13 protein-coding genes are annotated in these 22,347 nt (G+C 45.2%); 3 read left to right on the top strand and 10 right to left on the bottom strand.

Annotation, left to right across the window (positions count from 1 at the left end; translation table 11 throughout):
* The first annotated feature begins 32 nt into the window (after positions 1-32).
* Positions 33-2,198, top strand: a complete 2,166-nt coding sequence (locus NH462_RS12230) for a TonB-dependent siderophore receptor (protein ID WP_010374397.1) — start codon at positions 33-35, stop codon at positions 2,196-2,198.
* A 65-nt stretch (positions 2,199-2,263) separates the two neighbouring features.
* Here NH462_RS12230 and NH462_RS12225 read toward each other — a convergent pair whose 3' ends face one another.
* The 4 genes from NH462_RS12225 to NH462_RS12210 all read right to left on the bottom strand — a co-directional run bounded on the left by NH462_RS12225 (position 2,264) and on the right by NH462_RS12210 (position 14,781).
* Positions 2,264-4,684 carry a penicillin acylase family protein gene (locus tag NH462_RS12225; protein WP_253105824.1) on the bottom strand — a complete coding sequence of 807 codons (2,421 nt, stop codon included), beginning with the start codon at positions 4,682-4,684 and terminating at the stop codon, positions 2,264-2,266.
* Positions 4,685-4,808: 124 nt separating this feature from the next.
* The gene (locus NH462_RS12220) at positions 4,809-9,200 is read right to left on the bottom strand and encodes a type I polyketide synthase (protein ID WP_253105823.1); all 4,392 of its coding nucleotides are present in this window, start codon (positions 9,198-9,200) and stop codon (positions 4,809-4,811) included.
* Positions 9,201-9,203: 3 nt separating this feature from the next.
* The gene (locus NH462_RS12215; protein ID WP_253105822.1) at positions 9,204-14,429 is read right to left on the bottom strand and encodes a non-ribosomal peptide synthetase; all 5,226 of its coding nucleotides are present in this window, start codon (positions 14,427-14,429) and stop codon (positions 9,204-9,206) included.
* Positions 14,430-14,577: 148 nt separating this feature from the next.
* A complete protein-coding gene (locus tag NH462_RS12210; RefSeq protein ID WP_253105821.1) occupies positions 14,578-14,781 on the bottom strand; it encodes an MbtH family NRPS accessory protein in 204 nt (67 codons plus the stop codon).
* A 284-nt stretch (positions 14,782-15,065) separates the two neighbouring features.
* Between NH462_RS12210 and NH462_RS12205 the strand changes: the two genes are divergently transcribed.
* Positions 15,066-15,578 (top strand): sigma-70 family RNA polymerase sigma factor, encoded by a 513-nt coding sequence (locus tag NH462_RS12205; RefSeq protein WP_253105820.1) that lies wholly within the window; start codon positions 15,066-15,068, stop codon positions 15,576-15,578.
* 294 nt (positions 15,579-15,872) lie between these two features.
* Here the strand turns inward: NH462_RS12205 and NH462_RS12200 are convergent, their stop codons facing one another.
* Positions 15,873-16,313 carry a TerB family tellurite resistance protein gene (locus NH462_RS12200; RefSeq protein ID WP_010374385.1) on the bottom strand — a complete coding sequence of 147 codons (441 nt, stop codon included), beginning with the start codon at positions 16,311-16,313 and terminating at the stop codon, positions 15,873-15,875.
* A 54-nt stretch (positions 16,314-16,367) separates the two neighbouring features.
* Between NH462_RS12200 and NH462_RS12195 the strand changes: the two genes are divergently transcribed.
* A complete protein-coding gene (locus NH462_RS12195) occupies positions 16,368-16,742 on the top strand; it encodes a hypothetical protein (RefSeq protein ID WP_253105819.1) in 375 nt (124 codons plus the stop codon).
* Between the two features lie 211 nt (positions 16,743-16,953).
* On the opposite strand, the gene NH462_RS12190 is transcribed toward NH462_RS12195, so the two are convergent.
* From NH462_RS12190 to leuA, 5 genes are all read right to left on the bottom strand, one after another.
* Complete coding sequence (locus NH462_RS12190; RefSeq protein WP_017219305.1) at positions 16,954-17,547, bottom strand: hypothetical protein; 594 nt, start codon at positions 17,545-17,547, stop codon at positions 16,954-16,956.
* Positions 17,548-17,634: 87 nt separating this feature from the next.
* A complete protein-coding gene (leuD, locus tag NH462_RS12185) occupies positions 17,635-18,234 on the bottom strand; it encodes a 3-isopropylmalate dehydratase small subunit (protein WP_010374379.1) in 600 nt (199 codons plus the stop codon).
* Complete coding sequence (gene leuC / locus NH462_RS12180) at positions 18,231-19,634, bottom strand: 3-isopropylmalate dehydratase large subunit (RefSeq protein WP_253105818.1); 1,404 nt, start codon at positions 19,632-19,634, stop codon at positions 18,231-18,233. The genes leuD and leuC overlap by 4 nt, the downstream gene beginning before the upstream one ends.
* A 15-nt stretch (positions 19,635-19,649) precedes the next feature.
* The gene (leuB, locus tag NH462_RS12175) at positions 19,650-20,726 is read right to left on the bottom strand and encodes a 3-isopropylmalate dehydrogenase (RefSeq protein ID WP_253105817.1); all 1,077 of its coding nucleotides are present in this window, start codon (positions 20,724-20,726) and stop codon (positions 19,650-19,652) included.
* Positions 20,723-22,270, bottom strand: coding sequence for a 2-isopropylmalate synthase (gene leuA / locus NH462_RS12170; RefSeq protein ID WP_253105816.1), 1,548 nt, complete (start codon positions 22,268-22,270; stop codon positions 20,723-20,725). Before leuA ends, leuB begins: the two co-directional genes overlap by 4 nt.
* Positions 22,271-22,347: the final 77 nt, after the last annotated feature.

Raw genomic sequence — 22,347 nt, 5'->3', positions numbered from 1 at the left:
CCAAAATAACAAAATCAGGAATGGAAAAACCCATGCGAAGCAAAGCTCATCAATCAACAGCATTAACGCTCATGCTGTCACTGGTATACTTCTCTCCAAACGTTCAGGCCAACACTGAAAAAAATAGTAACAACATTGAGCGGATCGATGTTGTGGGCCAGCCCATTAAACGCAACTCAGGCCCTACTGGCCTAGATCTTAGTATCAAGGAAACACCTCAATCGGTTACTGTGCTAAGTCACCAGTACATGGATGACTTTGAACTAGACGATTTGGAAGATGTGCTGGTTCAAACAACGGGTATCTCTCGTTATAAGTTTGGAGCCGGTGATAATACCGAGTTTACTTCTCGCGGCTATTTAATTAATGCACTTGTTAAAGACGGCCTACCGACTTCTATCGCAGGCCCGCAGGAAAGTCGTCTAGATACCATAGTCTATGATCGTGTTGAAGTGCTCAGAGGTGCGGCTGGCTTAATGGCGGGAGCAGGACAACCCTCAGCGACATTGAATGTTATTACCAAACAACCCGATCGCGATGGCTTCGTTGAAGTCGGCGCGGAATTTGGTTCTTGGAATAAAGTTCGCACACACGTTGACGCCACAGGCGCTCTTAGCGATGATAAAGCGCTCGCAGGCCGTATTATTCTCGCGTATGAAGACAAAGATAGTTACGTAGACAAAGAGAACAGCAATAAAATCGTTGCTTACACTCAGCTACATCATTACTTTTCTGAAGATACCGAAGCGTCATTTACCGTACACTATCAAGATAATGAGCTAAAACTATCACCATGGGGACTGCCAATTTTTTATTCTGATGGTTCTTCTGTTGAGGTAGATAAAAAAACCAACCTCTCTTCTCCGGATAGTTACAATGGTAATACCCATCAAAGTTATCACTTCAAGCTTTCTCATCAAATCAACTTAGACTGGGAACTTAACTTTGGTGCACAGTACAGCAAAACAGAAGCTGACATTACTATGACCTATTTTAGTGGCAATCCAGATAAAGAAACCGGACTTGGTTTGCAAGGTGGTGATCGCCGCTGGATTGAAACCGTTGATGGTACCAACTTTATTTTAGGCTTGGTTGGCCGATTTGAGCTGTTTGACCGCGCCCATCAAGTGAATGTAACTTATCTAAACGCTGACTTTGAGTCTACTGATGATCGTTATGAAGAGTTAGATGAAAATGCCAGAACTATCTTCTATCCGCTGCAATCCATCAATAATAACCTTCATCCAGCATCACATTTAACCGCTACGGACAAGCAATTTATTGGTTATTGGGATAAGACAACTAAAGAGCAAAGCTTAGCGATTAGTAGTAAGCTCGTGCTAACCGATGATTTACATGCCATTGCGGGTATCAAGTTTTTCGATTACGAGCGCACCAATGAGCGAGATTTCGCTTGGAGTGGATTCTCTAGCGATAAGGGTGACGAAACAGGGGAAAGCTTATACCTAGGCCTCGTCTATGACATCAATGAACAGGTCAGTACGTATGTGAGCTATACCGATGCGTATGAGCCTCAGCTAGACAAAGTCGACGTCAACTTAAAGCAACTTACTCCTATTACTGCACGCAATGTCGAAGTCGGGTTTAAAGCAAACTTAGTTGATAACCACTTACGCTTAAACATGGCTTACTTTGACAGCTTGAAGGAAGACTTTGGCGTTGTGATTCCAGAATATGCCGATCAGCGACCTGCAAGATATCGTCCGGTAGATGGTGCCGAAGCGGATGGCTTTGAAATCGAACTGGATGCCAACATTACAGAAGATTGGCAGGTCAATATTGGCTACAGTGACTTTGATGTGGTTGATGAAAACGGTGAAGACATCAACTTATACGCACCAAGACAAACGCTTAACGTTAGCACTAAATATACTTATGACGCGTGGAGCTTCGGCTTAAATGCAACATGGGATACAGACCGAAAAGTAGATATTTTAAATGTGCCAGGTGTTGATCTTGGCCTCCCTGCAGGTGGTCGTCGCGGGGCAGTACGCGCAGAGCAAGACAGTCAAACGCTAGTAAATGCTCATATCAAGTACGATCATTCAAAACAGTTAAGCTTTAAATTGAGTGTCAGCAACCTCACGGATGAAACGTTTTACGATACCTATGGATTCGTTCCTAAAAAGTATAGTGAACCTCGTGCATATAACTTAAGCATGAAGTATCGTTTCTAATATAACAGCTATATATTGAAACATAAAAAGGGGCTGCAAAGCCCCTCTTTATGATCAGTGTATTATCACTGTTTTATGATTTGCGTAGAAACGCGTTTTGCCGCAATTTCAGCTTTGCTAAAAGGCAGTGCTACCAGCTTATTTTGCTCACTATAGAATTGTGTTTGGTCATTCGCATTGAGCGAGTTTGGATGCTGTGATTGAGAGTAAGTTAACAAGCCTCTCGCCTTCACCCCTGACTCATCAAAGTCAACAACCATCATCCAACTTGAACCAAAGTGCAACTCATAGCCTCGTTGCGATAACCCACTCCACAGCGGTCTATCGTTGTACGGTGTCATCACTGACGGCGTTGCAACCGGAGCAAATGTCGTTTGATCGAGGCGATTTTGCGTAGCGAACACGTTAAGTCCACCTTCAACATTCATATTTCCCTGCCAAGCAAAGCGCTTCCCGTGCTGTTCAAAAAACTGTATATCACCAAGCGGCGCATCCAGCGCAAAGCCTGCATGGCGAACAATTTCTCCTGCAATGGCTAGTTCTTTAAAAAGCGCTTCATTGATGCGGATATTTCGTGGGGTATTTACTGGATCCTGCGGGTTGAAACTAACCTCGAAGTCTTCTCGGTCATTGACTCTTGCGACAAACTCCCTCACCAAATGTGCAGCCAATGAAGACTGCTCAAAACGCCCGTCCCACTTTTTAAGAGCTTGGCATGTCGGGGCTAATGCAAAAATTTGACCATTGACTGTAACCTCTTTGGTTTGCCAGCTTTGCTCGCACGCTGCAATGACAGTATCAATAATCGGGGAGATTTGTGCGGTATTGGCTAACAGAATTGCGGTGACTTCATCAGCATCAAATTTTTGCTCGTCACCAATTGGATGACTTATTTGCGCCAAAGAATACCTCGTTCTACGACTTTGTAAAACACTGTGCTGACCATAAAGAGGGGAAACTTCAGCGATAGGGGCACTAGCATTTGCAAGCCAATATGAATCATTGGCATTTTGCACATAGTCCTTACGTTCAAGCTTAGGTTTTTCTGCATATGGTACACTTTGCTGATAATAATAAGCGGAATCATCACCGGGAAGCACTGGTACCCTAAACTTTTCAAAATACTGTTTTGCCAACACATTCTCACTCAAATAGCGAAGCGCTGTTGATGATAAATGCGGTACATTGGCAGCATCAATATAAAATGCGTGTCCATCTTTATCTGTATAAATCGCGTTATTGAACATTAAGCCATTATGATCTTTAAAGCTTTGTTGAAATTCCTGCAAAGTTTGCGCTTTATTTATCGCAAGCCAATGATCGATAGCAGAAAAATTATCTAAATTCGTATTTTTTAAAATATACGCGTGCTGCTCTGTCCAATCTAATACACCTGGGATTTCAATCAGCACCCCGCCCTCAGCTTTATATACAGGCTTATGTAAAGATTGCATCTCACCCGACGCACTCAATACCTCGACAACGATGTCCTTTTCCACTATCCGTTTAGATTCACCATCTAGCACATAACCAAGTGGGGTTGTGTTATCCAATGTTAAACGGTAAATCACACTTTGTGTCGATGCTGAGTAAGTATGGCTCCACGCAATATTATGATTGAAGCCAATATTCACTACCGCAGGAAAGCCCAGCAATGATGCTCCCATCACATCTAGTTCGCCAGGGATATTGGCGTGATAGGCCCAAAAACGCATCTGTCCTGTCATAGGAAAATGCGGATTCGCCATTAGTATCCCTTTACCATCATCACTAAAATCAGCACCGATAGCCCAAGCATTTGAGCCTTGTGTCATAAGCTTGTCGCCGTCAGGGACTGCAGCTAACGGCGAGGTTAGCTTCATAGGTTCTGATGCACTGGGCAGCCAAGCATTACCTTGCTCAGGGTGTGCTTGCAAAATTGCGGTAGCAAACTGACCAAGACTCGCACCGCTTCCCGCTGCGGCAATGTTAGCAAGTACATCAACGGCCGTTATGGGCTGTACCCAGCTTTCACCTTGGCAAGTTGGTTCTAACCTAGCCTTACCTTGTTGCACTTCGGTGAGATACAAATTAAAACCAGCAGCAAACCCTTCTGCAGCAGCTTGAGTATCTTTGGATAACGTCGGAAAAGCGAGCTTAGCCTGCCCATAAATATCAGCAATTTTATATAGATAATCAGACATTACATGGCGGTTATCACCAGTTTGATAGTGATCAGCTCCAAAATACTTAGCACGCTCTCCTCGAACTCTTAGATAGCTATCAGCAAGCACACAGCCATGATCTTGCGCTTGAGCATACCCAGTACCAAAAGCTAATGAACGTAAGTTGCTGGCTTTAACATGGGCAATACCAAATTCGGTTCGGGTGATTTTGGCTTTTAGATTCGAAGCGTGTTTTATATTACTTTGTGCTGCCGAATGATCAGCTTGGCAAGCCAATGGGCCAAATAATAGCAAAGGGATGAGCAGTATATTGGAATTCATAATTGTCCTTTTTATTAAGTGCTGTTTAAAAATCAAATCATTCATTGACGAATAGGGTAAGTAAGGCGGACTTAAGTAAGAGGTGAAGCAAATACAAAAAACGGGTGATAGCCACCCGTTTTAATTATTGATTTTCTATCTCTGCGAGCAGCGCTTCTTCAATAAGAAACGCTAGGTTATCGATAGTTGGGTCTTCAAAAAATGCAGCTGGAGCTATCTCAACAGCGAAAGCCTGTTTAGCCTTTGCTATCATTTGTATTGCAATAAGCGAATCACCACCCAGTGTAAAGAAGCTGTCAAAAATACCCACTTCACTATAGCCAAGTGACTCACTCCATAGTGTTGCAAGACGTTGTTCGAGCTCACTTTCTGGCGCTTCAAATTCAACATCCATAACAGGACGAGATTTTCCCTGTTGCACGGTGTTAGTGCTAGGATTGGCAATCACTGCTGTAGAGAGTAACTCTTGCAACTTAGCTTCTCGTTGTGCCCAGCTCATTGCTGCAGCGTAGAGATGTGGCAAGTCGGCAGAGATAGCTTGCATAAATAGCGTAGCACCTTGTTCACGATTGAGCCCTAAGCCACTCGCCACTTGTTGCCCGGCAGCCATACCTATGTTATCCCATCCATCCCAATTGATTGTACATACTGGGAATGGTAAAGATTGATGAGGCAGCGCATCTAGATACGCATTTGCAGCACAATAGTCACCTTGCCCAAAGGCGCCAAGCACAGAGGCGAGCGACGAGCAAAATATCATCTTCGCTAGTTGATGATGTGCGAATGCCTGTAATAGATTATTGGCACCAGATACTTTTGCAGCTAAGGTTTCAGATACTTGCTGCGGGCTTAACTGAGATAACACACCACCTCCGGCTACGCCGGCTGCATGAACAACGTGACTGATATGACCGAGCTGCGCTTCGGCTTGGGCTATGGCACGGGTTAATGCTGCCAAGTCTGTTACATCCCCTTGCAACACCATCAGATCTGGTGCGAGTGCTTTTAACTCGTTCAACTGAGTAAATAATGCCTGCTCTTTTGAGTTTTCGTTATTAACAGCGAGTTCAGGCCATTGTTGCGCAGTGGGTATAACTCGGCGGCTCAACAGCGCGATTTTATGTCCTTGCTGTGCCAGTTTATTCGCGAGAATAAGCGCCACACCTCCTAGCCCCCCTGTAATAAAGGTAACCGGGTTATCAGAGCCCGACACTGTTGTTACCACCTCAGGTACTACTTGCTGTGACAAGCTAAAAGCATTTCTACCACGCACGGCAATCTCTAAGCTGCTTTTCTGTGCTAAGTTTTTCAGTATTGCTGAAACCAAGGTTTTAGTGTTCGTTAATGACTCTACCTCAGCGACTTCAACCACCTGTACAAACAACTCAGGGACTTCATGACACAAGGCTCTAGTTGCACCTAAAATCGTCGCTTTTGATGGTGATACCGCTTCATTGCCTAACACAGAGAAAAGCCCAGTAGCAACTAAACTTACCCCTATTTTATGTTCCGAAGCCCATTGCAATAACGCCAAGTGGCTAGTAAACGCTAGGGTATCTGCCCCAAGTAACCTTAAATCAACGACTCGAACAATATCACCAAATTGCGACATAATGGTCTCAAACGTTTCGATTTGCTGAGTATCTCCGCGATAAACCTGCTCTTGTTGCTGAACAAAAGTATTACCATGCCAAAGCTGTAGTATGGAAACTTGTTCTACATTCAATGCCTCCATTAAGGCTTCACATAATGGGCTATCATCACAAACGACCAGCCATCGCTGACCATTCAAAGGTGCGCTTGGCGCAAGGTTTTGCATCGCCTGTTGCCACACTGGAGCTAATAGCTCAGGCTCAGATATTTGTGCGTCAGTCACAGTATCATGATTGCTATGTGCCGCTTGCCAGAAACTTGTGGTTGCAAATGCATACTCTGGTGCAAGCATCTTTTGCCCATGCGGATATTTCGTAACTTTGTGCCAATCAACACGCTGACCGCACTGCCATAATATAGCAAGGGTTTTCGCAAACGGTGGTACGCTGGACTTTAGGTCTCTTACATGGGCAATTGAGTGTAGGACTAGTACTCTCTCACCGAGATTTTGACTACTCAGTTTTTGTAAGGTATCGCCGGGGCCTGCTTCGATTAATACTTGGCATGTTTGTGCCAGTGTTTGAATTCCTTTAGCAAAATCAACTGGCTGACGGATATGATCAAGCCAATATTGTACTGAGGTTGCTTGGCTATCTGTGATCCATTCCCCGGTGATATTAGAAACAAAAGGAATTTTCGGCGCTTTTAGCTCAATCTTTGCAAACGCCTGTGCAAAAACTGCTAATACAGGTTCAGTTAGATGACTATGGAATGCGTGTGAGACGTGTAAACGGGTACAACTGACTTGCCTCTCTTTTAATTCACCTTGCAGCATTTTAATCGCCGCTTTGGTTCCTGCCACTACCGTATTTTGCGGGCTGTTATAGGCTGCAATATCCAATTCAGCATTGAGGAAAGGTACAATAGTATTGGCATCTGCCATAACAGAAAGCATCGCGCCTTCTGCCATTTGCTGTAACGCTTCCCCCCTTGCAACAACGAGATGAATGGCATCATCTACAGACATTACCTCCGCTAAACAAGCCGCAACATATTCACCAATACTGTGACCTAACATCGCATAGACTTGTACTCCATGCGCTTGATAGCATTTAGCCATAGCATAAGCCACAACAAACAATGCAGGTTGCGTTACCCTAGTTTGATTTAAGAGTTGATTGGCCGCCAATATTTGCTCATCGGAGGGGAAAAATACCGCTTCTAGTTCTGCACGCAATTTACTTGGGAAACGTGCTAGTACGTCATCGAAGTGAGTCTTAAATTCTGTAACATGACGATATAAAGGCTGTGCCATCGTCACATACTGTGAGCCCTGCCCTGAAAACAACAAGCCTACCTGCTCAGCTTTCTTCACTATCTCATCGGCATATTCACGATTTAACAACTCGATTGCCTGCGCTTCATCTTTTGCGACAATAGCCTGATTTGCAGGCAACCTACGCTTTTTATGCTGTAGCTGTGCAGCTATAAGCGTCAATTGCTGTGGGTTCTGCGTTATGGCTTTTGCAAGTTGTTGACGCTGTTTAGCTAAACTAGCTGTATTAGCCGCTGAAATCGGTAATATGTGCCATGCGTCGGGGGCGCTTGCGACCTTTTCAGTTACAGGTAAATACTCTTCCAAAATAACATGTGCGTTGGTCCCCCCCATTCCCAGCGAGCTGACTGCAGCACGGCGAGGACCATCACAATCCCATGTTTGCGCATGCTGCGGTAAATAAAACGGACTATTTTCGAAATCAATTTTACTATTTTGAGGCGAGCTATGAATGCTCGGCGGGATCTCTTTGTGGCGCAAGGCTTGAATAGCTTTAATTAAACCAGTCACACCGGCCGCTGAATCTAAATGACCAATATTTGCTTTAATTGAGCCAAGAGCACAATATTGCTTTTCAGTGTGCTGATAAACCTGTGACAGTGCTGCTACTTCAATTGGGTCGCCAAGCTTTGTGCCGGTACCATGGCTCTCAATGTAGCCTACGGAGCGCGGCTCCACATCTGCAAACTCCAAAGCGGCACGTATCGCATTAGCCTGTCCCGTGACGCTTGGCGCGGTATAGCCAACCTTGTCTCTGCCATCATTATTAATCGCAGATCCCTTAATCACCGCTAAGATGTGATCGCCATCTTCTATCGCTTCTTCCACACGTTTTAGTACCACAGCAGCAGTGCCACTGCCAATTAAGATGCCATCGGCGTGTTCGCTAAATGCACTCAACTTACCACTGGTTGATAAGCTGCCACCAGCTGGCGCAAGATATCCTTGTTCGTCGAGTAAGTTGAGCCACACACCACCAGCAAGAGCTGCATCACACTCATAGTTTTGCAACGCTCGACAGGCCATGTGTACGGCAACTAAAGAGGTTGAGCAAGCCGTTTGCACCGTTACCGCGGGTCCAGTTAAATCAAGTTCGTAACTAATGCGAGTAGCCAGCGCGTCTTTCTCATTGCCATTGGTGAGTGCTAAGAGGCTAGTGATGTCATTGTCTTGCTGCTGCGGCAATAAATGTTTAAGTAAGTATGCTGGCACACCACAACCGGCAAATACGCCAGTGAACTGGCCATTCGCTGATAAGCCCGCATGCTCCAAAGCGTGCCAACACGTTTGCAGAAATAGGCGCTGTTGAGGATCTAATTGTGTTGCTTCTTTTGGCGTATAGCCAAAAAACTCCGCATCGAACTGAGCTTTGTTTGCAAATGGGATGGACGCGTTGACATAGTCAGGGTGGCTGCGCTGTGCTTCACTTACCCCCGCAGCCGTCAGCTGTTCTTCTGTCAAAGTCTCAATAGCGCAATGACCATTGCGAACGTTTTGCCACAATGCTTCAACGTTATCGGCGTCAGGAAAGCGCCCAGCCATTCCCACCACTGCAATATCTAAAGGATTAAATGTTTGCTCTGTCATTAGTTACATTTCTCTTGATTTACGCTTCTTGGCAGCAAAGGCACTCATAGCTTGCTTTTGTTTTTTATTATTTGACGTCGGCAGTGACGTGCTTTGCGCACTGACAGTTGTCGTCAAATAACTCGCTAAGCTGGCAATACTTGGGTACTGGAATAGATCCGTTAATGATAATGATGGATGATCAGGCTTGAGTTCATCGTATATCGCCATCAGTAACAGGGAGTGACCACCTAAGTCGAAAAAGTTTTGTTCTATAGCAATGGAGTCTCGTTGTAGGTGGCGAGAAAATACTTTGATTAACTGCTGTTCTAACTCACTTGCGCTTGATTTGGACGTTTCACTGCTCTGCATCACTTTGATATCCGGCAGTTTATGACGCTCTAATTTGCCACTTTCAGAAAGAGGAAGTTTATCTAACACCAAAATCGCATCAGGGATCATATAATGAGGTAATTGCAGCTGTAACGCTTGTTTCAATTCAACTTCGGTTACACCATCAGCCTCAACATAAGCGACTAAACTTGCTGAGTTTTGCGCATCCCTCAGCTGTACCACTGCATGTTTAACTTTAGGTAGGTTGCAAAGTTGTGCTTCAACTTCTGATAATTCAACTCTAAATCCTCTTATTTTCACCTGGTGGTCTTGACGACCTATGTATTCCAGCTGTTCTCCCTGCCAACGCACCAAGTCGCCAGTAGCGTACATACGAGCGCCATCTTGGCTAAATGGATCGGCGATAAACTTACATGCTGTCAATCCTCGTTGCTGCCAATAACCTCTCGCTAAAATATCACCACCAACGTACAACTCACCTACTTCACCTTGTGGCACTAACTGCAATGCACTATCTAACACATAAAGCTGTCGCCCTTGGATAGCATTACCAATCGGTACATTGGCAGATGGTTCAAGTGCGGTGCAATCAAATACACTTGCTTCTACAACAATCTCTGTAGGCCCATAGGTATTCAGCAATTTGACATGACCTAACCCTGCAGCTCGCCAATCAGCGACGCCAGTTGTCGACATCGCTTCACCACCGGAATGCACCTGACGAAGATAAGGAAGCGCCAGCGCACCATGATGTTTAGCTTGTTGCGCCCACGAAGCGGCGATCGTACGCCAATAAGCCGCACTTAAATCCATGACGGTAATTCGATGTCGTTGCGCCTGGGTATAAAGCGTTTGCGCATCCCATAATGCATCTTCTCGAAGTACTAAGGTCGCACCCACAGCCCAAGTTGGGAACACTTGCTCCACAAAAGCATCAAAGTTTGCAGTCGCAAATTGCAACACCACATCCTTTGCAGTTAGTGCCATAAAGTCGATTGCTGACGTAATGTATTTTGCCAACGCCCCATGCTCTATCGCTATTCCCTTAGGTGTTCCAGTCGAGCCAGAGGTATAATTTAGATACGCCACAGCAAGATGATTAATATCACCAATATCCTTTATTTCATCCGCCAGTCCTGAGGTGTTGAATAACTCTGCAGGTGTAAAAACATCGCCCTGCCATACCAAGTTAGTTGAAACATCTTCACTAATAAGTTTGCAACAGTTGGCATCTTTTAGCATGAATGCTAATTTGGCGTCAGGGAAATTGGCATCCAATGGTAAATAACCCGCACCAGCAAGCAGACATCCTAGGGTACAGGCCAGCATGTCAGGCGTTCGAGGTAACAGGATCCCCACCACGCTTTCCGCTCCAACGCCCGCAGCGGAAAGTTTCTGTGCAACACTAGATGCGCGTTGCCACAGCCAGCTATAACTATAATCTTCATTGCGATAAATAATGGCAGTTGCTTCAGCGCTTACATTCGCATGCTGCGCGATTTGCGAAAGCCAGTCGATTTTTTCTTCAGTGCTCGCTTTGCCCTTCCCAAGCGCTAATAATGCGTCTTCTTGTGTCACCATCACTAACTCTGCAATCGCTTCGTTAGGGTGTCGAACTGCCTGCTGTAGCAGGGTGAGCCAGCTTTGCATAAAGTTTTGCATCTGCGCTTTTGAGAACAGACTACCGTTATACTGCAGCTCTAAATCAAGATGGCCTTCATTAAATAGTCTAGAATCTAAGCTAAAGTCAAACTGTACTTCTTGATTGAGCGCTTCCACAGTACTTGCTTGCACAGATGCACTTTCACACCAAGGGTTTGCTTGATACTCAACATGGTTAAGCATAAATTGGAATAACGGATTGTGCCCGAGCTTGCGATCTGGGTTTAACAACTCGACTAGTTTTTCGAATGGATAATCTTGATACTGTTGCGCCTCTAGCGCCCGCTGTTTTACCTGAGCTATCACGTCACCGAACGTCATGGCAGGGTTAATATCTGCGCTAAGCACTTGCGTATTAACAAAAAAGCCTAACATTTCTTGAGTCGAGGCACTGCGTCTATTTGCAACCGGAACACCAACTCGTGGCTTTGACTTACCATATAAACGATAAAACGTGACCTGCAAAGATGCTAACAACAACATGTACAAACTTGCACTTTGCTGATGTGAAAAGGCTTGGAGTTGCTGAACTTGGCGATAATCTAATTGCTCGCATAACAATCTAGACTGTAACCCTTGCTGCGTATTTTCACGCTGCGTAGTGATAAGTTCCTCATCCCCATCACCTGATAGCTGTGCTAGCCAGTAAGTCTGTTGCTGCTTTGCATCCGCACTCTCGAGCCAATCTTGCTGCCATTGAGCAAAGTCACCGTACTGCAGTAAACTCTGCTCAATATTTACTTCAGTACCTTTTTCAAGCGCATGATATATATCAGCTATTTGCTTTATCAACAGCTCGAAGGACCATGCATCCCCCACAATGTGATGCATCGCTACCAATAAAGTAAACTGGCGCGGCGCAACCTCCACCAGTGCAACCCTGAAACAGTCTCCCTCCATAAGGGCAAAGGGAGTTTGATACCATTTAGCAATCCAACTGGATTGGTGCTCCTGAGATAAATGTGACATATCTTCAACACACCAGTTCAATGGACGAGATGACGCAGTCTGTCGCCATTGCCCACTTCCACTTTTCATAAATTGCTGTCTCAAGATTGGGTGGCGGGCAAACACCACACGGCAAGCCTGCTCTACATGCTCAATTGACACTGAGCCTAATAAAGTGGTTTTTGCCCCAATATGATAGGCGTTGCTTTCAGGCTGCAGTTGCCATAAAAACAGTTGCCTTTGCTGTTGGGCGCTCAAAGGATGATCTATTTGATGCGTTGGGAGTAACTGAAGCCTGTTCGTGTTTTGCGCCTTACTGTGTTTAACAAGCTCGCAAAAATCACCAAATTCAGGGGCATTAAATAAACAAGTCGTCTCCAGCTGACAATCAAACTGTGTTTGAACCAACGCAATTAAACGTACCGCTTTTAGTGAATTCCCGCCTAAAGAAAAAAAGTTAGCTCGGTTATTTGTCACTGGATAGTTGAGTACCTGCTGCCACGACTTAGCGATCGCTTGTTCAAAATCAGACCATGCCTCTACCGTACATTCTACTTGCCCAAGATTGCGCAACGCTTCGCTATCAAAAGCACCGTATGGCACCAACTGTGCTCTTTGATATAGTTTAAGACAGGCACTACGCTGCAATTTTCCGCTAGATGTTTTCGGCAAGGTGCCCTGATCAAGCAGTAGTACGAGTTCGGGACTGTGGCCGAATTGCGTGCTGATAAAGTTTCTTACTACTTCAGCAGTGAGCTCCGCCGCAACAGTGTTTCGATAGCTGTTCGTGGTCTCGATAGCAAGACCAATCCCTTCTCCAGTTTCCGCGCTTGGAACTGGAAATGCTGACACTCGACCTTTACGCACAAAGCTCAATTCCGCTTCGATCACTCTTTCGATGTCTTGGGGATAAACATTGTGGCCATTCATGATGATCAAATCTTTTTCTCTTCCTGAGATAAAGAGTTGACCATCAAAGATATAGCCAACATCACCTGTTCTTAACCAACGCTTGCCATCTCGCTCGATAAAGGTGGCTCGTGTCGCTTCTTCGTTTTGCCAATATCCTACTGCGATACTGGGACCTGCAGTCCATATTTCTCCAATCAAACCATCTGCAAGTTGCTGATGGGTTTGTGGATCGCTAATACGTAAGAAATGCTCACTGGCGACGACACCGCAGCCGACTTGATGGCGGTAATGTTCTGTATTTCTCCAGTCCTGACTTGGAACCGACTTTGCAATACCTGCGGCTAATTTAGCGCTATCAAATGCCGTCACATACGCGCCTTGATTGGCGTGACTGCCAGTCACCATCAATGTTCCTTCAGCGAGGCCGTAGCATGGGTAAATAGCCTGCTTGTTTAAACCACAAGCGGAGAAGCGCTCAGCAAAGTCAATGAGTGTATCGTGTCTGATAGGTTCAGCCCCAGAGTATGCAACTCGCCAATGACTCAGATCGAGCTCTTCTAGCACTTTTTCCTTTACTCTCTCCAAACACAATCGAAATGAAAAGTCAGGGCCTCCAGAGATAGTCCCCTTGTACTGACTTAGTAGTTGCAACCACCTTACAGGCCTTTCCATAAAGTAACGAGGAGAAGTCAATACCAGAGGAAACCCCATAAATAAAGGTTGTAGTAAGCCTCCAATTAACCCCATATCATGAAATAGCGGCAACCAGCTAACCATAACATCGCTGCTCGTCGTCTCCATCCGCTCGCTAATCGCTCGCTCATTCGCAATTAGGTTCTCATGACTAACCATCACCCCTTTAGGTGTTGCTGTTGAACCTGATGTGTACTGCAAAAATGCAATGTCATTTGGCGCTGTATTGGCACGTTGAGCTGGTATATTTATCTCCTGCAACTCATCAACACTTAACATGGACGCACCAGAAGTTTGTTCGGTCAGAGCTTGCACCGTCTCACTGAAACGGGCAGTGGTAAGAATTAAAGTCGCACTGGCGTCTTTGGCGATCCCTATGGTTCTCGCGAGATGTTGTGGCTTCGTCGATTCAGGAGGAAAGCTAGGAATAGCAGTGATCCCACAATACTGACAGGCTAAAAAGCTGGCAACGTACTCAATACCAGTTTCCATCAAAATCAGGGCTCTATCCCCTGGTTTTGCATACTGTTGAAAATGACTGGCAACAAGCATCACTTTTTCAAGTAGCGTTTGATAAGTCCACTGCGTAGTCAATTTGCGTTCAACACAGACCAGCGCAAGTTGATTCGGCTGGGTTTCAGCATGATGTATAAGATGGTCAGTTATTGTAATGGCGGACATAGTTTACTCCGTAAATCACCGACGTTTGAATGGTATCCAGCCACGTTCTAACGCCTGCTAACGAAAAATCGGATAAATAGGCCGATCTATTGCAACATAAAAATTACAAAATCATCGATACTAAATGGATAACAGGTAATTAGGGCAATCAGCTTGTTAAAGCTTGACGTAAGCTCAGTGGTCTCATATCAGTCCAATGTTGATTGATATAATCAAGACAAGTCTGCTTGTCTCCTTCACAGCCTACTTCACACCATCCCCCAGGAATTGATTTATAACTTAGCCAAAGAGAGTATTGTTCTTCATGATTAATCAATACTTTAAATGTGCTATTTTCATTATCAAAGCTCATAACTTTTACCCAGACTGTAAATAAACGAAGTTGCTAGCAATGACGCCTCAACTGCAAAATTATTTAGTTTTATTTCACTCAAAATTAAATCCAGACGCTCAGCATTGCAGTTTCGTTGATGGTTAAATCCCCAAAACCAATACTTTTGTTAATCATAAGAAAAAAATAAAACACAAAAAGTAAACTTTGCACTTGACAGCCCTCCTTTATAAAAAATAGAATAACTGATAATTATTATCATTTGCGTTGTTGTTATTTTTGAAATGCTTAAGGAGTAAGTAGCTGTGTCTCAATTTACGGTTAAGTGGTCGCGTGTTATTTCTGAAAACGAGTCAAAATTACTTGTATACCTATCCAGTATTTTACGCTGTCCGTATTTAGCTGAAGATGCCTTGCAAGATACCTATATTCGGTTAGCTGGCATGTCCACAAGCCAGAATGAAGCCATCAAAAATGCAACTAGTTTTTGTTATCAAGTTGCACGAAATATCGCTATCGATATGTTGAGGAAGTTCAATCGTGAAAATTTAGTTGATATTGAGGCCAGTCATTTTGAACAACTGACTGACCACCAAATAGATGTTGAATCTAAATTTGAGAGTGAGCAGCTAAGTGGAAAGATCAACGATACAATTGGAAAGCTATCTCGCCGCCATCAAAACATTCTTTCTTTTTATCGTCATGGGAGACTTAAACAGAAAGAAATAGCCAACCTTTATAAAATCTCTCCTACCTTAGTCAACTTTATGATCAAAGAAGCTATCAGTAGCTGCCAAACGGAGTTAGTTAGCCATTAGCGATTGATTAGGGCCTGTTGACCTTTGCTGTTTGATTTTTGTTCTTCTGAGTGTGTTTTGGTAGCGACGCTCGACTTGCCGCCTAGTAATCTAGGCAAAAGTTGAGCAACAATGAACAAAGCGTACTCAGGTGAACCCAAAGGGCAGCGCTTGACTGGCATTTCTACTGTGTTATCACCTGACTTACATAGAATAACTATGCTACGCAGGCTCTGCCTTGTATAAATACCAGTCAAACTGCTGCAAAAACAAACTTGAAAGATCAACAGGCCCTAGTATAAAACAGCGCACCGATCACTCTGGCTGTGCGCGAAGCTTTGCAGCGATAAAATCGGCATGGGCAACATAAAACAGCCCGGCTATTTTCCGAATGATATGGTCTTCATGGCTGTCGAGTTCGCCATCTGCATAAGCTACGTGCCACAATAGCTCAATGACCTCGATGCGCTCAATGTCGCTGGTGTGGTTATTCACTTGCTTGGCAAAAGAATACATATCTACTGCCTGTTCCACCAGTTGCTGCGCTTGTGTTATCAGTGCACTGACTTGCGGTTCAGGCAATTCACAACGCGTTTTTAGCAGCTCCGCAATTTTATCGAACTCCGACTGTTGTAGTTTGCCGTCCGCTCGCATCACTTCGACCAGTAATGCAGCAAGCGCGGTATTAAAGTCGATTTCTTGTTTCGGTGATGATTCCTGCAAGCTTTGAAATAGTTTTTTAAGTTGGTTAAGCAAGTAGCTAATCTCCCATGTGATATACTGTAAATGTAGCAGACTAAAAGGACAGTTATGCGTAAGTTATCATTGAGACTAAATCCATTAAAGCTAAGATCCCTAGTCGTAGGTGTAACACTGCTCTCGGCGTGCCAATATACACCGGTTCCACGAGGCGAACCTGAAAAGCTCTATGACTTTGACCACAAAGTACATTATGAGCAAACCACGTATAACGATGACCACTTTCGACTGGCAATTAAGCCAGATAGTTATGCGCATTTTAGGCAACAAAGCGTATTTTTGCTGCGCCATGCCAAACGCTTATGCCAAGGTAGTAACCCACAGTTGACATTACTTGGTGGCGTTCAAGGCTTTGATAAGATGCCATTAGAGCCACGACCTTATCAGAATGACTTAACGGTAGACGTAAAATGTGTGGCCAAATAGCCACACATTTTTGTTAGCGCTATAAATCTTTTTCAGTAACCCGCTCTGGGTTTAGTCTTTATACCAGTTGTATTAAGTAAATGATCTATCTTGAAGCGGGAAAATAGCTTTAGTAGCAAGGCAAAAATTTTGCTATTTAGTTGTTCTAAAAGAGAAATTTTTAACGAAGCTAATATGCTATTTCACCCTTCAAATTGATTAGAGAATTAATTCAATTGGTATTATATCCCCAAGGCGCTGTTGGTGCAGCGACAGGTTTCGTTAAATCAAAGTCCACTCGAAACTCTCGCCCTTCACGCACCAAACGATAGGTAAACTGCTCTGGGTAGATATACATCTGCCATGTATTTCCGACTGACTGTGGGATCCCTTGCTGGACGAATAACTGTTTTGAATATTCGTCAGCTGGGAACGACTGCACGGTATTAAATCCCGCATCTAGGGTATGACCACCATACATAGTAGAAACGTCGTCGCTGCCATCTTCATGGCGGTGATCGTGCTTTAAGCTCAAACCACTCCCTGTTTTGGTGATGATCCAAGTTCTTGAAGCATCTTTTCCTACATGAAATGGAACTTGAAGCTCAGCGTCACTGCATTTACGAACGTGCATCACAAGGCGCGCATCACTAAAGCTGCTTGGCCCTTGATTATCCACCGTTACTTTACCTTCGTAGGCTTTACCACAATGCGCTTTAATAGCGTCAAAAAATGCATCATGGCTTGGGATGGAAACCAGCGGGGCAGGACGCGCGAAGGCTGCGCAGCTCAAGGTTGCGAGTAGCGCTAAAGTTAATTTTTTCATTGGAGACACCTAAAATAAATAAAGCCAGAGCTTAATCAGCTTCTGGCTTTGTGGCAAAATTATTCGACCAAATTGAGTAAACAGCTATTATTGCCAAGGTCTTGTCGTAGCAAGCTGCTGCTCAAAGGCATCAATTTGAGCATTTAATAATTCGGTCTCACCGATAAAGTCAAGGCCACTCAAGAGGCGTGCTTTGATGTCTTCTCGCACCTCAAAGTCAATTGGTGCAATACCCGCTCCGCTTATCTGCTGCGCTTCTAGGTCAATACTCAAATGTACTTGTGATTGTTGCTCGCATGCATCGAAGAGCGCATCTAACGTGCTGGCTGGTAACGCAATGCAAAGCATTTGGTTATTACCACAATTGTTAAAAAAGATATCGGCAAAGCTCTCGGCTAAGATCACCGTAAAACCATATTGCTTTAGCGCCCATGGAGCATGCTCACGAGACGAACCACAACCAAAGTTGTCACGGGTTAACAAGATTGACGCGCCCTGATATTGTCGATAGTTAAGCACAAAGTTCGGATCTGACTGGCCATCTTCAAGATAGCGCCAATCATAAAACAGCGCTTTATCAAACCCATCGCGGCTGGTTGAAGTTAAAAACTGCTTGGGAATAATTTGGTCTGTATCAACATTGTTTTTGTCTAATGGCGCAACTAGGCCCTGATGAAACACGCTCATGACGCCTCTCCTCGAATATCAGTAAAGTGACCTGCAATTGCCGCTGCGGCAGCCATTGCTGGACTCACCAAATGCGTACGACCGCCTCGCCCTTGGCGCCCTTCAAAATTACGGTTTGAGGTCGATGCACAGCGTTTTTCTGCGCCAAGACGATCATCATTCATCGCCAAGCACATAGAGCAGCCCGGTTCACGCCACTCAAACCCCGCAGCTTTGAAAATATCGGCTAAGCCTTCTTGTTCGGCTTGCTGTTTTACTAATCCTGATCCCGGGACGATAAGCGCTTCAACGCCTGTTGCTACGCGCTTGCCCGCCACCACTTGTGCCGCTGCACGTAAATCTTCAATACGGCTATTGGTGCAAGAGCCAATAAATACAGTGTCGACTTTGGCATCGCTTAGCCTTTGCCCTGCTGTGAGGCCCATATATTTCAGCGCGCTGCGCATCGCATCCGCTTTGACTAAATTAGGTTCATCGTCAGGGTTCGGTACTAAGTCATTAATACCAATGACTTGCTCTGGACTTGTCCCCCAGGTTACTTGAGGTTGTACACTGTCAGCATCCAGCTCCACGACACGATCAAATTCAGCATCCGGGTCGCTATGCAAGGTTTGCCAATAGTGCACCGCAGCATCAAAGTCTTCGCCTTGAGGTGCAAATGGGCGACCACGTAAATACGCAAAGGTTTTCTCGTCAGGTGCGATCAAACCAGCTTTCGCCCCCATTTCAATACTCATATTACAGAGCGTCATCCGCGCTTCCATCGACAGCGCTTCGATCCCCGTCCCACAAAACTCAGCCACATAGCCAGTGCCACCAGCTGTGCCTAATTGCCCAATCACAGCGAGGATCAAGTCTTTTGCAGTTACGGTCGGACGCAAGACGCCATTCACTTGAATTTTTAACGATTTGGCTTTTTTCTGCTGCAATGTTTGCGTGGCCAGCACATGTTCAACCTCTGATGTACCAATACCGTGAGCCAGCGCACCAAATGCACCATGCGTTGAGGTATGGCTATCGCCACATACAATCGTTGTACCCGGCAAAGTGATCCCTTGCTCAGGTCCCATTACGTGCACTATGCCTTGATTAATCGAATTCAAATCGTAAAGTACAATGCCGAACTCTTCACAGTTTTGTGCCAACGCCTGTAGCTGGTTTTTGCTCACCTCGCTGGCAGCATCAATCGAACGGCTCTTGGTCGAGACATTATGATCCATTGTCGCAAAGGTTTTTTCTGGACATCTTACCGGACGGTTCTGCTCTCTTAATCCCGCAAATGCCTGCGGTGAAGTGACTTCGTGTACTAGATGACGGTCAATGTACAAGAGATCGGTTTGCTCATTTAATTTAGCAACCACATGGGATTGCCAAATTTTATCGTATAATGTTTTTGCCACTTGCTCTTACCTTTATTAAACCCTGTCGACGATCGCTTGCGCGACATCCATAGTAGTAAACCCTGCTTGAGGATAGATATCCGGTGTACCTACACCATCTTTCACCGCCTCAGCTACTGCCTTTTCAATTGCGCGTGCCGCTTCATCCTGCCCCAATGAATAACGTAGCATCAACGCGGCACTTAAGATTTGTGCGATTGGGTTTGCCACCCCTTTACCAGCGATATCTGGTGCTGAGCCGCCCGCAGGCTCATATAAGCCGAAGCCCGACTGATTTAGACTTGCCGATGGTAATAACCCCATGGAACCCGTGATCATTGCACATTCATCAGAAAGGATGTCACCGAACAGGTTGTCGCACAGTAGCACATCAAACTGGCTTGGTTGCTTTACCAACTGCATCGCAGCGTTGTCGATATAGATGTGATCAAGCGCCACATCTGAGTATTCTTTCGCGACTTCATTGACCACTTCACGCCACAGTACACTGGTTGCCAGCACGTTGGCTTTATCTACAGAAGTCACATGATTGCTTCTAAGTCTCGCTGCATCAAAAGCAAAACGGGCGATGCGTTCGATTTCTTTGCGCGAATAGGTTTGCGTATCAAACGCCGACTCGCTTTCGCCCTCACCTTGGCGACCTTTTTCGCCAAAATAAATCCCGCCAGTAAGCTCACGGACGCATAAAATATCAAAACCTTGCTGGCTAATGTCACTGCGTAGTGGAGAGGCGGCGCTCAATGCGGGCAATAGCTGCGCAGGACGCAAATTACAAAAAAGCTGGAAGTGCTTTCTAAGCGGTAATAAAGATGCCCGTTCTGGTTGCTCATTTGGCGGTAAATGCTCCCATTTAGGCCCACCCACAGAGCCAAATAGAATCGCATCAGCGGCTTCACATGCGGCCAATGTCGCCGCGGGTAAGGCTTCACCAAATTGGTCTATAGCCGCACCACCAATCGCTTGTGGTGATTTTTCTAAAGCAAAGTTGAACTTAGTCGCCACTTTATCTAATACCAGCTCAGCGGCTTGCATCACTTCTGGACCAATTCCATCTCCAGCTAGTACTGCGATTTTGTAGTTTGTTTGACTCATCCTGCTTTCCTTTGTTGTTTTAGGCTAGACACTTTTTGTGCTCTATCAATTAGGTTATATACTCGGATCATGGCTCTCACTGACGCTTCGACAATGTCGGCTGCAAGTCCCACACCGTGATATTGCCTACCATCAAACTTGGCAATAATATCGACTTGGCCTAGTGAGCTTGCCCCTTTACCTGTCGCATCAAGGTTATATTCCACCACTTCCACCGCCATGCCAGTGATACGCTCGATGGCTACAAACGCCGCTTCTACAGGGCCGTTGCCGGTTGCCGCTTCTTGCTTAAGCTCACCATTCAAGGCAATTCCTACTGTCGCGCTCGCGATGGATTGAGAGTTAGAAGATGCATTGACGAACTGTAATTGGTAGCGCTCGTCTTTATCTTTGATTTGGTTGAAATAAATCATCGCTTCAAGGTCATAGTCGTAAACCGTGCCCTTTTGATCGGCCAACGCCAAGAAGCTTTCATACAGGCTATCCATATCGTAATCCGATTTCTGATAGCCAAGCTCGGTAAGACGATGCTCAATAACATGTCGGCCAGAGCGTGACGTCATATTTAACTGGTTACTCGGTACGCCAACTGTTTCTGGTGCCATGATTTCATAGGTGTTTTGTGCTTTTAAGACGCCGTCTTGGTGAATACCCGAGCTATGTGCAAAGGCATTTTCACCCACAATTGCCTTGTTTGGCTGCACCGGCATATTGCAGATTTTAGCAACTTGGCGCGACGCACGATAAATCTCTTCACTACGAATATCGGTGTGTACTTTTAGGTGGTCTTGGCGCATCTTCATGATCATCGCCACTTCTTCTAGTGAGCAGTTACCTGCACGCTCACCAATACCATTGATGGTACATTCGATTTGTCTTGCACCGGCTTGTACCGCCGCGATTGAGTTTGCCACCGCAAGTCCTAAATCGTTGTGACAATGGACGCTTAGTCTGGCTTTGTCGATGTTAGGCACATTATTTCGAATATGGTAAATCATCGCTGCATACTCGTCTGGCGTGACATAACCTACAGTATCAGGCAAGTTAATCGTAGATGCACCGGCATTAATCGCCGCTTCAACAATACGACATAGATCAGAGTGTGGCGTACGGCCAGCATCTTCACATGAAAATTCAACATCATCAGTATACTTTCTGGCTTGAGTTATGGCCTTAATCGCCATGTTAGTCGCATCATCTAAACTCATTCTTAACTTATGTTCTAGATGCAGAGGACTGGTTGCAATAAAAGTGTGAATGCGGCGCTGCTCAGCACCTTTAAGGGCTTCGCCACACGCGTCAATATCTTTACTAACCGCACGAGCAAGGCCGCAAATCGCGGGGCCTTTCACCTCGGCAGCGATGCGTTGTACCGCACGAAAATCAGCTGGACTTGATACTGGAAAACCCACTTCCATGACATCCACATTGAGACGACTAATGGTATGCGCCAGTTGTATTTTATCTTCTTCTGTTAAGCTGGCTTTTAACGCCTGCTCACCGTCCCTTAATGTTGTATCGAAAATCCAGACTTTATCTTGCATACCCTTATCCTCAGCCAAAAAAAACCCCGCAAGTGCGGGGTGTCTACAGTAAATGTCGCTCAATTCGCGCAATTACA

Origin of the sequence: Pseudoalteromonas sp. OANN1, from assembly GCF_024124685.1 — a bacterium.
Taxonomy (GTDB): Bacteria; Pseudomonadota; Gammaproteobacteria; order Enterobacterales; family Alteromonadaceae; genus Pseudoalteromonas; species Pseudoalteromonas piscicida.
This window is presented reverse-complemented; position numbering and strand designations above follow the sequence as displayed.

Bases quoted from the DNA above. Each gene is read 5' to 3' on its own strand.
- NH462_RS12230 (WP_010374397.1), top strand. From the start codon at position 33: ATGCGAAGCAAAGCTCATCAATCAACAGCATTAACGCTCATGCTGTCA.
- NH462_RS12225 (WP_253105824.1), bottom strand. From the start codon at position 4,684: ATGAATTCCAATATACTGCTCATCCCTTTGCTATTATTTGGCCCATTG.
- NH462_RS12220 (WP_253105823.1), bottom strand. From the start codon at position 9,200: ATGACAGAGCAAACATTTAATCCTTTAGATATTGCAGTGGTGGGAATG.
- NH462_RS12215 (WP_253105822.1), bottom strand. From the start codon at position 14,429: ATGTCCGCCATTACAATAACTGACCATCTTATACATCATGCTGAAACC.
- NH462_RS12210 (WP_253105821.1), bottom strand. From the start codon at position 14,781: ATGAGCTTTGATAATGAAAATAGCACATTTAAAGTATTGATTAATCAT.
- NH462_RS12195 (WP_253105819.1), top strand. From the start codon at position 16,368: ATGCGTAAGTTATCATTGAGACTAAATCCATTAAAGCTAAGATCCCTA.
- NH462_RS12190 (WP_017219305.1), bottom strand. From the start codon at position 17,547: ATGAAAAAATTAACTTTAGCGCTACTCGCAACCTTGAGCTGCGCAGCC.
- leuD (WP_010374379.1), bottom strand. From the start codon at position 18,234: ATGAGCGTGTTTCATCAGGGCCTAGTTGCGCCATTAGACAAAAACAAT.
- leuB (WP_253105817.1), bottom strand. From the start codon at position 20,726: ATGAGTCAAACAAACTACAAAATCGCAGTACTAGCTGGAGATGGAATT.
- leuA (WP_253105816.1), bottom strand. From the start codon at position 22,270: ATGCAAGATAAAGTCTGGATTTTCGATACAACATTAAGGGACGGTGAG.